Origin of the sequence: Kineococcus glutinatus (assembly GCF_039542765.1) — a bacterium.
Taxonomy (GTDB): Bacteria; Actinomycetota; Actinomycetes; order Actinomycetales; family Kineococcaceae; genus Kineococcus_A; species Kineococcus_A glutinatus.
Genome location: NZ_BAABIL010000729.1, coordinates 1 through 1,129 on the forward strand (window position 1 = coordinate 1; position 1,129 = coordinate 1,129).

Sequence of the window (1,129 nt, forward strand, 5' to 3'; positions counted from 1 at the left end):
GTGCCGTCGGCGGCGCAGGCGGCGAGCACCACGGCGGCCGGGTGCTGGTCGGCGCGGAGCTGCCAGGCGCGGCGCGCCGCGTCCCAACCGGGCTCACCGGGCAGCACGAGCTGCCCGCGCAGGGCCTCGCGCAGCCCCGCCGGCGCGGCGACGGGCCCGCGCGGGGCGGGGCGGGCGGTGGGAACGGTGGTCTCGGCGGACCCGGCGGGTTGGTGCAGCACGGGAAACCCCTCAGGTGGTCGGGAGCGCTGCCGCGGCCGGCAGCGGTGCCACCGTCGCCGCCGCACCGCCCTGCGCGGAACCCCGCGCGGCCGGGGTCCCGCCCGCCCGCTCCCGGGGTGGGCGGGACCCCAGGAAGCTGGGGGTGTGCGGCGGGGTGCGGCGTGCGTAGCCTCGCGGCGTGACGACGCGCCCCGCCGAGAACGCCCGCCTCCGGCTGGAGGCGCTGGCGCGGGCCGGCCTGGACCACCGGGAGTTCTTCGCCGAGGCGCTGGCCGTGATCGCCCGCGCGGTGCCCTACGACGCGATGTGCATGGCGACGGTCGACCCGGCGACGACGATGCTGACCGATTCCGCCAAGGTCGGCCTCGTCGACGACGGCGGCGACGAGTTCATGTACCACGAGTACGCCGTGGACGACGTCGCGCAGTTCGCCGACCTCGCCCGGCGCCCGGTGGGGGTGAGCGTGCTGGCGGAGGAGACCGGCGGCGACCCCCGGCGCAGCGCGCGGTTCACCGAGGTCGTCCGCCGGCGCCTCGGCGTCGAGCACGAACTGCGCGGCGTCACCCGACTCGGCGGGATGACCTGGGGCGCCTACGCCGTCTACCGGGGCGCGGGCAGCCCGGGGTTCAACCCCGCCGAGGCGGACTACATGCAGCGCCTGGAGGACGCGCTGGCCGCGGGGATCCGCGCCGGGGTGGTCGCCGCGGCGGCGGCCCGCGGTGCCGGGGACGGCGACGGGCCCGCGGTCCTCGTGTTCAGCCCGGCGGGGGACCTCCTGCACGCCACCCCGTCGGCGGAGGACCGCGTCCTCGACCTCGGCGGCGGCCCCGGCGGCGGCCCCGGCGGCGACCAGCCGACGTGCGTGCGGGCCGTGGTCTCGGCCGCCCGCCGCCCGGGCCGCTCCGGC

Annotated in this window: 2 pseudogenes; one reads left to right on the top strand and one right to left on the bottom strand. The window is 79.9% G+C overall.

What is annotated here, in order from left to right:
* Positions 1–221, bottom strand: a pseudogene (locus ABEB16_RS20720) (hypothetical protein); the annotation flags it as partial.
* 179 nt (positions 222–400) lie between these two features.
* Here ABEB16_RS20720 and ABEB16_RS20725 point away from each other — a divergent pair.
* Positions 401–1,129 (top strand): annotated as a pseudogene (locus ABEB16_RS20725) (response regulator transcription factor); the annotation flags it as partial.